Below are 9120 nucleotides of genomic sequence, written 5' to 3'. Positions count from 1 at the left end.
AAATGCAAATAGTTATCATTAAATTATTTTCTTATCTTGGTTGCTTGCAAAAGCAACAAAGATCATTAAAATATGTTTCGTTTCGAAACTTAAGCGAAAGAAATGAATAAGCGTAATACCCAGCAACGCCGCCATCTGATCGTCGCCCGCCTGCAACAACAGGGCGAAGTGACTGTTGAGCAGTTAGCCGAGCAATTTCAAACCTCCGAAGTGACGATTCGTAAAGACTTAACGGCATTAGAGGCCGCGGGGTTGTTATTGCGCCGCTATGGTGGTGCGGTGCCGGTGCCACAGGACTTTGTCTCAGACAGCAGCCTGGAAAAAGTTTCAGAGCGAAAGTTGGCGATTGCCAAAGCAGCGGCGGCGCTGATTAAAGATCATTACCGGATTATTATCGACAGTGGCCGCACCACGGCGGCCTTGTTACCTGAGCTGGCGCAAAAACGCGGTTTGGTGGTAATGACCAACTCGCTGGCCATTGCCAATGCACTGCGCGAGCTGGAAAACGAACCGACGCTGCTGATGACTGGCGGTACCTGGGATCCGCAATCGGAAGCTTTTCAGGGCCAACTGGCAGAGCAGATGTTACGCAACTATGATTTTGATCAGTTATTTATTGGTGCCGATGGTATCGATCTGGCGCGTGGCACCACTACCTATAACGAGCTGTATAGTTTAAGCCGGGTGATGGCGGAAGTATCACGCGAAGTGATAGTGATGCTGGAGTCCGACAAGTTGGGACGCAAAATCCATAATCTGGAACTGCCCTGGTCGCTGGTTAAGGTGTTAGTGACCGATACCGGTCTACCCGAAGCCGCCGCCGCAGAAATTACACAACACGGGGTACGGGTGATCCGGGTTCAGGCCTGATTAACCTGACCTCGATAACTTAGAATTTATTTAGTAACTTATTGGAGTATAGCTATGTGTGGTATTGTCGGCGCGGTCGCGCAACGGGATGTGGTAGATATTCTGGTCGAAGGTTTACGCCGGCTGGAGTACCGCGGCTATGACTCAGCCGGTGTGGCAGTGGTGAGCGAAAGCGGTGAGTTACAGCGTTTACGCCGCCTGGGTAAGGTGAAAGAGCTGGCGGATGCGGTTGCTGCGCAGCCGGTTCCCGGCGGTACCGGTATCGCTCATACCCGCTGGGCTACCCATGGTGAACCAAGCGAGCGCAATGCCCACCCGCATGTTTCCAGCAACATTACGGTGGTGCATAACGGTATTATCGAGAACCACGCCGTATTACGCGACGCCTTAAAAGCCAAAGGCTATATCTTCACTTCTGATACTGACACCGAGGTGATTGCCCACCTGGTTGAAGAAGAGCTGAAAAGCCACAGTTCATTACTGACTGCGGTGCAGGCCGCGGTAAAACAATTACACGGTGCTTATGGTACTGTGCTGCTGGATAAAACCGATGCCAGCCGCGTGGTAGTGGCCCGCTCGGGCAGCCCGCTGGTGATTGGTCTGGGTATCGGTGAAAACTTTATTGCGTCGGATCAGCTGGCGCTGTTACCTGTTACCCGCCGCTTTATCTTTTTAGAAGAAGGCGATGTGGCGGAAATCACCCGCCACAGCGTTAGCATTTTTGATAAAAACGGCCAGGCGGTCGAGCGCGAAGTGCATGAGTCTAACGTTAGCTATGACGCCGGCGACAAAGGACAGTACCGCCACTTTATGCTAAAAGAAATCTACGAGCAGCCAAGTGCGATCAATAACACGCTGGAAGGCCGGCTGAGCAGCGACAGCGTGCTGGATGAAACCTTTGGCAATGGCGCGGCTGAGCTGTTTAAAAAAGTAAAACATATTCAAATCGTCGCCTGCGGCACCAGCTACCACTCGGGTATGGTTGCCCGTTACTGGTTGGAAGCGCTGGCTGGCGTGTCCTGTAATGTCGAAATTGCTTCTGAGTTCCGCTACCGTAAATCCTTTGTGCAGCCAAACAGCCTGCTGGTAAGCATTTCACAATCCGGTGAAACGGCCGACACTCTGGCGGCACTGCGCTTGGCGAAAGAAGCTGGTTATTTGGGTAGCCTGACGATTTGTAATGTCGCCGGCTCGTCGCTGGTGCGCGAATCGGATCTGGCTTTTATGACCCGTGCCGGCGCCGAAATCGGGGTTGCCTCTACCAAAGCCTTTACTACCCAGTTAGTGGGCCTGGCGATGTTAACATTGGCGGTGGGTAAATATAACGGTTTAACGCTGGAGCAACAGCGAGAGCTAACAGCCGCCCTGCGCAGCCTGCCAGCCAAGCTGGAAGAAACACTGACGCTGGCGCCGCAAATTGAAGCTTTGGCAGAAGAGTTTGCCGACAAGCACCATGCGTTGTTCCTCGGTCGTGGCGATCAGTATCCTATCGCGATGGAAGGGGCGTTAAAGCTAAAAGAAATTTCCTATATCCACGCTGAAGCCTATGCCGCCGGCGAGTTAAAGCACGGCCCGCTGGCGCTGATCGACGCCGATATGCCAATTATCGTCGTTGCTCCAAATAACGATCTGTTGGAGAAGCTGCAGTCGAACGTGGAAGAAGTGCGTGCCCGCGGCGGTATTCTGTATGTGTTCGCCGATGCCGATGCCCGCTTTAAATCAGATGCCACTATGCGCGTTATCAATGTGCCGCATGTGGCTGATATTCTGGCGCCCATCGTCTACACCCTGCCACTGCAGTTACTGAGCTACTATGTGGCCATTATCAAGGGTACCGACGTAGACCAGCCACGTAATTTGGCGAAATCTGTTACGGTCGAATAATATCGGGTTTTTTTAACGTTTTTCGCATCATTCTAAGGCGGCTAACCAATGGCCGCCTTTTTATTTGTGTCACTGTTGTGCAACTTACCCGACAGTGATACCGAATTAAATCTGAGCTTTTTTTACACAGTGCATTGACGGCTGAAAATTCTTGTTCTACCTTATGTAAGCGCTTACATTTTTTGGTGGGCGGTTTGGCGTCGCCTGCCGCTGGCGTGACAAGGTGAAAAAACAGGAATTCAGGGTATGACAATTAAAATGAAAACAGCGAAACCCCTGGCTGCAGTGCTACTGGCAGCAGGGCTGAGCGGTTGTGGCGGGGATGTAAAAACCAACTCCGACTTTACCGCGGTCGATCCAACTGTACCAGTTAGCGACTGGAAGTTGGTGTGGAGTGACGAATTCGACGGTGCCAGCATTGACCAACGTAAATGGACTTTTGAAGTAGACTGCCGCGGCGGCGGTAACCAGGAAAAACAATGCTATACCGACAGCGCTGAAAATGCTTTTGTCTCGAATGGTACCCTGAAGATTGTTGCCAAACCTGCTGAGGATGGCGCCCCCCTGCCTTACACCTCTGCCCGCCTGAATTCCAGATATCAGGGCGATTGGAAATATGGCCGGATTGAAGTGCGCGCCAAAATGCCAACGGGTCAGGGTAGCTGGCCGGCAATTTGGATGATGCCGACTGATGAAGTTTATGGTGGCTGGCCAAAATCCGGCGAAATCGATATTGTCGAAGCGGTGAACCTGAAAACGACCAATGCTGAAGGCGTGGTCGAATCACGTGTTTATGGCACCCTACATTATGGCCGTGATTTTCCGGGTAATGTTAACAGCGGTAAAGATTATGCCTTACCGAATGGTGCTAATCCGGCCGACAATTTTAATACCTACGCTATCGAATGGCAGGAAGGTGAAATTCGCTGGTATGTAAATGACTATCTGTATCAAACTCAGCAAGCATCGCGGGTGCGGGTAAATAGTCGCGGTGAGTTGATTGGTTTAAGCCATCGTGGCTGGTTCGCCGAGTACTTTAATACTGCCACCGGTAAGCTGGCAGTGCAGTATAACGCTGCGCCTTTTGACCAACGCTTTTACTTAATTATGAACCTGGCTGTTGGTGGTAACTGGCCTGAAAACGTAAATAATCTGGGTATCGATGCCGAGGCGTTCGCCAATGGTCAAACTTTGGAAGTTGACTGGGTGCGGGTTTATCAGTGTCAGGCCAATGTTAATACTGGCAAGGGTTGTGAAACTATCCGTGATGGGTATTTAGATGCCAACACCTTAGTTCCTGGTTTAGCCCCTATCCCGTCGCCGCCATCTACCGGTGTGGCGCAAAATCTGACGATCTTCGATGGTACACCAAATCCAAACTGGCCAGCCTGGGATTGCTGTGGTGGTTCAACGCCAGCACTGGTCGCGGATGCCGAGCGTGGCGACGTTTATGAGTTTTTGGTTGGTCCTGCACCAACAGTAAATGGTTTTGTCAGCCGCTCTGCCTTTATCACGCCACCGGGCGTTGCCAGCCCCTTTGATGCCTCACCTTTAATTGAAAATGGCAGCATCAGCTTTGATATGTTTGTCGTGAGCTTACCTAATAATGCTGGCGCTCCCTGGTTATTTAAAGTCGAAAGTAGTGAGGGTTCCACTGCAGTTGAACTGCCGCTGACTGCCAGTACCGAAGGTGTGGCGCCGGTTGTCGGCCAATGGCAAACCTTTACCTTCCCGTTAAGCATGTTAGATGCGGCAGGTTTAGATTTGACCGCAATCGATGTGGTGATGGTGTTCCCGGCCTGGGATAACGGTAATGGTGCGGTTTATCGCTTAGATAATGTGAAAATTGCCCAACCGGCTTCGTTCCCTGAACTGGTGATTTTCAGTAATGGGGCAAATACTGACTGGCCGATGTGGGATTGCTGTGGTGGCAGCACGCCAATTGAAGTGCTGGACGAAGATACCAATACCTTAGCCGCTGAGTTCACTGTAGGTGCTGAACCAACGGTACTGGGTTTCAATAACCGTGCGCCCTTAGGTGGTGGTAATGCTTTTGACGCTTCAGCCTTGCTCGCCGATGGTGTGGTGCAATTTGCGGTAAAAGTAGTTGCTGCGCCGGCCAATCCTGATTCAACCTGGCTGTTTAAGATTGAAGCCGCGGGTGGTGATTCAGCAGTTGAGTTACCTCTGAGTGCCGGTAATGGCGGTCAAGTGCCTGTTACAGGTCAGTGGGCTACTTACACCTTTAGCGTGCAATCGTTGTTTGACGCCGGTTTGGATATAAGTGCTATTGATGTACTGATGATCTTCCCTGCCTGGGGCACCGGTGAAGGTGCAGTATTCCGGGTTAATGATGTGAAAATTTTTAATCCTAATGCGGCAGCTAATCAGTTGGTGTTATTCCGTGACGCCGTGAAAGCAGGCTGGGAATTATGGGACTGCTGTGCCGGTTCGGAACCAAAAGTAGTGGATGCAGATGCGCCGTACGGTAAGGTCGCGCAGTTTGAAATTCTGGGTTGGCCGGAAACTGTACTGGGCTTCCTGGCTGATGAAGGGGAAGCCTTTGATGCGACGTCGTTACTGGCCAATGGTAGTGTCAGCTTTGATATGCGCGTTGTCTCCGCGCCAACTAATTCAAACAGCAGCTGGTTATTTAAGATTGAATCCAGTGGTGCAGCAACTGCAGTCGAGTTAGCGCTAAGTGCGGGTAACAATGGCGTAGCACCGGTCACCGGCGAATGGCAGCGTTACAGTTTCTCACTACAAAGTTTATTTGATGCCGGCTTAGATATCAGCGATATCAGCGTACTGATGGTATTCCCGGCCTGGGGAACTGGCCAGGGTGCAGTGTACCAGATTGATAACGTTGAAATTTCGAATAACTAACGGTGCGACGAGAGTAGAATATGATGAAAACAACAACTTTTACCAAAAGCCGGGTCGCTACCGCAGTGTCAATGGTACTGTTATCCGGATTAAGTTTGCCGCTGCTGGCGCAGGATGCGCCAGCAACAGATGAAAATGCCGAACCTAAGGTTGAAATTATTGAGGTGCGCGGTATTCGCGGCAGTTTGGCCCGCTCAATGGATGTTAAGCGCGAGTCTTCAGGGGTTGTCGATGCCATTTCTTCCGAGGAAATGGGCAAATTTCCTGATACCAACTTAGCTGAATCACTACAACGTATTACTGGTGTTTCGGTAAGCCGGGTTAACGGTGAGGGCAGCCAGATCACGGTGCGCGGGTTCGGGCCAGAGTTTAACCTGATTACCTTAAATGGCCGGCAAATGCCGGGTACCGGTTATACCCGTTCCTATAATCTGGAAAATCTGTCTTCAGAGGGCGTCAGTGCGTTAGAAGTGTATAAAACAGCACGCGCTGAAAATCCAAGCGGTGGTTTAGGGGCGACAGTTAATATTGTTACTGCTAAACCCTTAGCAAGCCCAGGTCAAAAGCTGGCGTTAATGGGTAAGGGTGTACACGATAGCTCCAATGAAAAAGGAGAGGACATTACGCCTGAGTTCGCAGCGCTTTACAGCAATACCTTTGCCGATGATCGGTTCGGTGTCGCGTTCTCTTTTTCACAAGCGCGGCGTGATTTCCAGATTCAGCAGGCCAATATTCAGGGCTGGCAGGCTAATGTGCCGCTACCAGCTAACCCAACTCAGGTTATCGATCGGCGCCCGGTAGGGGCAGATGGGTTGCCAATCGGTAACCATTTCTTCCCGAAAGACATGAACTATGGCATTACCGATTTCCAACGGGAAAGAACGACCGGCCAACTGACACTACAATATGCTGCAACCGATGATATTACTTTCACCGTGGATTATACCGGCAGTCGTGCCATTGTTGGTAGCGAAGGTATTGGTTGGGGCGTCTGGAATAACTTTGGTGACAACATCAATGCCTACGAGTTGGATGAGCGAGGTACCGCTTTGTTTGCTGATATCAGCGGTGATGATGGCTCTTTCACCGCCAGTAAGGGCACAACAGAAGTCAAAGCGGCGTCTATCGGTTTTAATATGGAGTGGCAGGTTACTGATGACTTGAAAGTCAGCTTTGACTACCACGACTCCAGCAACAAAACCGATAACGGCGCAGACAAAGGTAGTGGTAATAATGGTCAGGTTATCTTAGGCTCAGACCAGCTGATCACCAAATTCTACGATTACCGTACCGGTGATATTCCGCAAGCCTATATCTTATGGCGTAATGGCACTAACGTGTTAAATCCATCGGAAATCGATTCTAACTTTAGCCAGTTTTTTGATTCGCCGGGCGAATCTGAGATTCAACAGTTCCAGTTAGACAGCACCTGGTATAACTCACGCTTTAAGATTCCATTGGTATCTATTAAAGGCGGCGTAGCCCGCACTGATCAGAACCTTGGCGGTTCCAATGCCTGGAGTGGTTTACGTGGTGGCCCGGGTTTTAATCCGAGCTACACCTTTATCTTCCCGGATAGTATGTTTACCAAGCAAAGCACGGCTAATTTCCTGGATCAATTTTCCGGTGGTGGCAATGGTTTAATCAGTAACTATTTTTACACCTATAGTTATGATGAAGCTGTGGCCCGGCAGGCGGCCTATCTGACCGAAAATCTGTTAGGCGAAAATGCCTATGTACCGGATGCCTTTTATGGCCCGTACGGCGAAAGTTATGTTCAGGAAGTCACAGATAGCATTTATCTGCAATCGGCCTGGGAATTTGATGTTGCCAGTTTTCCGGTACAGCTAAATGTGGGTGTTCGTTATGAGCAAACCGATGTCACCAGCAGTGTGTTGCAGGACGTTGAGCGCCAGGTAAATTGGGTCAGTCCGTCAGAATGGCTTATGCAATACGAGGCTGGCGATGCTAACTTCCTGACGTTAGAGGGTTCGCATAATGTGTTATTGCCAATGCTGGATTTACGTGTTGACCTGACCGATGATTTAGTCAGCCGTTTTTCTGTCGGTAAAAGCATTTCCCGCGCACCTTTAGGTGCTCTGGGTGGGGGCCGCAGCTTAAGTGGCAGTCCAAAACCTGGTTCACGAAGCGGTGGTCAGGGTAATACCAATTTACAACCTTACGAATCGACCAACCTTGATTTAAGCTTAGAATACTATTACGCCCCAGGTAGTTATGCGGCTATTGGTTACTATCGCAAAAGTGTTAAAAACTTTATTAGTAACACCATTACAGATATTACTATCGAAGGTTTACATGACATTCTAAATGGCCCGCGTTATCAACAAGCAGTTGCTGATATCACTGCGCGCGGTGAACAACCAACGGATACGGCAATCTATAATCAGATGCTGGCCAATGGTCATGGTGATGCCAATGGTGCCATCTCACCAACCAGTGCCGATCCACTAATTGTGTGGAGTATCAGCCAGCCACAAAACAGCCCGGACACCAAAACGGTAGATGGTATTGAAGCAGCCTGGCAACACCTGATTGGTGAAACCGGTTTTGGTTTTGGTATCAACGGTACTATCGTTAACGGTGATGTCGAGTTTGATGTGAATAGCCTGACGCAACAAGCGCCGTTAGTGGGCTTGAGTGACTCGGCAAACTTACAATTGTTTTACGAGAACTATGGCTGGTCTGTAAAACTGACCTATGCGTGGCGCGATAGCTACTTAATTGGTGTGGGTCAGTCGCAAGGTTCCTCTGATGCACCGCCGCAGTTTGCTAAAGCTTATGCCCAGTGGGATTTAAGTGTGAACTACGATGTGACAGAGAATTTTACGGTGTTCTTTGAAGGGATTAACCTGACCAACGAAACCGAACAAGGTTACGGCCGCTATGAAGAGCAATTCCTGTTTGCACGGCAATTTGGCCCACGTTACATCTTAGGTGCCCGTTACCGCTTCTAATACCTGTGTAACTCCCTGGTTGTCTTTAATGCCCGCTTTGCGGGCATTTTTTTGACTTTAAACTGCCAGTTTTGCTCTGGATTTGTATTGCCTCGTTCGCCTGTTCAATGCCTTTACGTCCGGGCTGTACGATTCTCTGCCAAAGAGTTGGTATCTGTGAGCCAATCATCTGTAATAATTCAGTGAATCCCAGGGCGTGCTGAATCTCAATTAAGCCGCTTGTTAAGTAGGGTGTCTAGTCAGGTTATGGGTCTGAACTGGCCTGAAATGTCGTAGGCGATGTTTAGGCGGAGAAGCGGGCACAGTGAGGATTATCCGGGGCTGAAATAAGAACGATTAGTTGGGGTTGGCGCAGCGGCGCCGTAAGTTAGGTTGACAAGGAAGTTCCTGTTTGTCGTTAACCTTAGCCAGGTATCGACAACGAATTAAGCCGAACCTGACTGCTCACCCAGCAACCTGGCCTCAATAAAAAGGCGCCATAACGGTAATGCCGGTCAGTTAAGCT

The 9120-nt window shown here is 50.0% G+C and carries 4 protein-coding genes; all 4 read left to right on the top strand.

Going from position 1 to position 9120, the window contains the following annotated elements; translation table 11 throughout:
- Positions 1–102 precede the first annotated feature (102 nt).
- The 4 genes from AAY72_RS06095 (at position 103) to AAY72_RS06080 (ending at position 8615) form a co-directional block, all read left to right on the top strand.
- Positions 103–870: a DeoR/GlpR family DNA-binding transcription regulator gene (locus AAY72_RS06095; protein ID WP_008606265.1), complete on the top strand. Its 768-nt coding sequence runs from the start codon at positions 103–105 to the stop codon at positions 868–870.
- 54 nt (positions 871–924) lie between these two features.
- Entirely contained in the window at positions 925–2754 is a 1830-nt protein-coding gene (glmS, locus tag AAY72_RS06090; RefSeq protein ID WP_057786064.1) for a glutamine--fructose-6-phosphate transaminase (isomerizing), read from the top strand.
- Between the two features lie 246 nt (positions 2755–3000).
- Positions 3001–5640, top strand: a complete 2640-nt coding sequence (locus tag AAY72_RS06085) for a glycoside hydrolase family 16 protein (protein WP_057786062.1) — start codon at positions 3001–3003, stop codon at positions 5638–5640.
- A gap of 23 nt (positions 5641–5663) precedes the next feature.
- Complete coding sequence (locus AAY72_RS06080; RefSeq protein ID WP_057786060.1) at positions 5664–8615, top strand: TonB-dependent receptor; 2952 nt, start codon at positions 5664–5666, stop codon at positions 8613–8615.
- Positions 8616–9120: the final 505 nt, after the last annotated feature.

The sequence above is a fragment of the Alishewanella sp. WH16-1 genome (genome assembly GCF_001441695.1).
In the GTDB taxonomy this organism is placed as follows: domain Bacteria; phylum Pseudomonadota; class Gammaproteobacteria; order Enterobacterales; family Alteromonadaceae; genus Alishewanella; species Alishewanella agri.
This window is presented reverse-complemented; position numbering and strand designations above follow the sequence as displayed.

Bases quoted from the DNA above. Each gene is read 5' to 3' on its own strand.
- AAY72_RS06080 (WP_057786060.1), top strand. From the start codon at position 5,664: ATGAAAACAACAACTTTTACCAAAAGCCGGGTCGCTACCGCAGTGTCA.
- AAY72_RS06085 (WP_057786062.1), top strand. From the start codon at position 3,001: ATGACAATTAAAATGAAAACAGCGAAACCCCTGGCTGCAGTGCTACTG.
- AAY72_RS06095 (WP_008606265.1), top strand. From the start codon at position 103: ATGAATAAGCGTAATACCCAGCAACGCCGCCATCTGATCGTCGCCCGC.
- glmS (WP_057786064.1), top strand. From the start codon at position 925: ATGTGTGGTATTGTCGGCGCGGTCGCGCAACGGGATGTGGTAGATATT.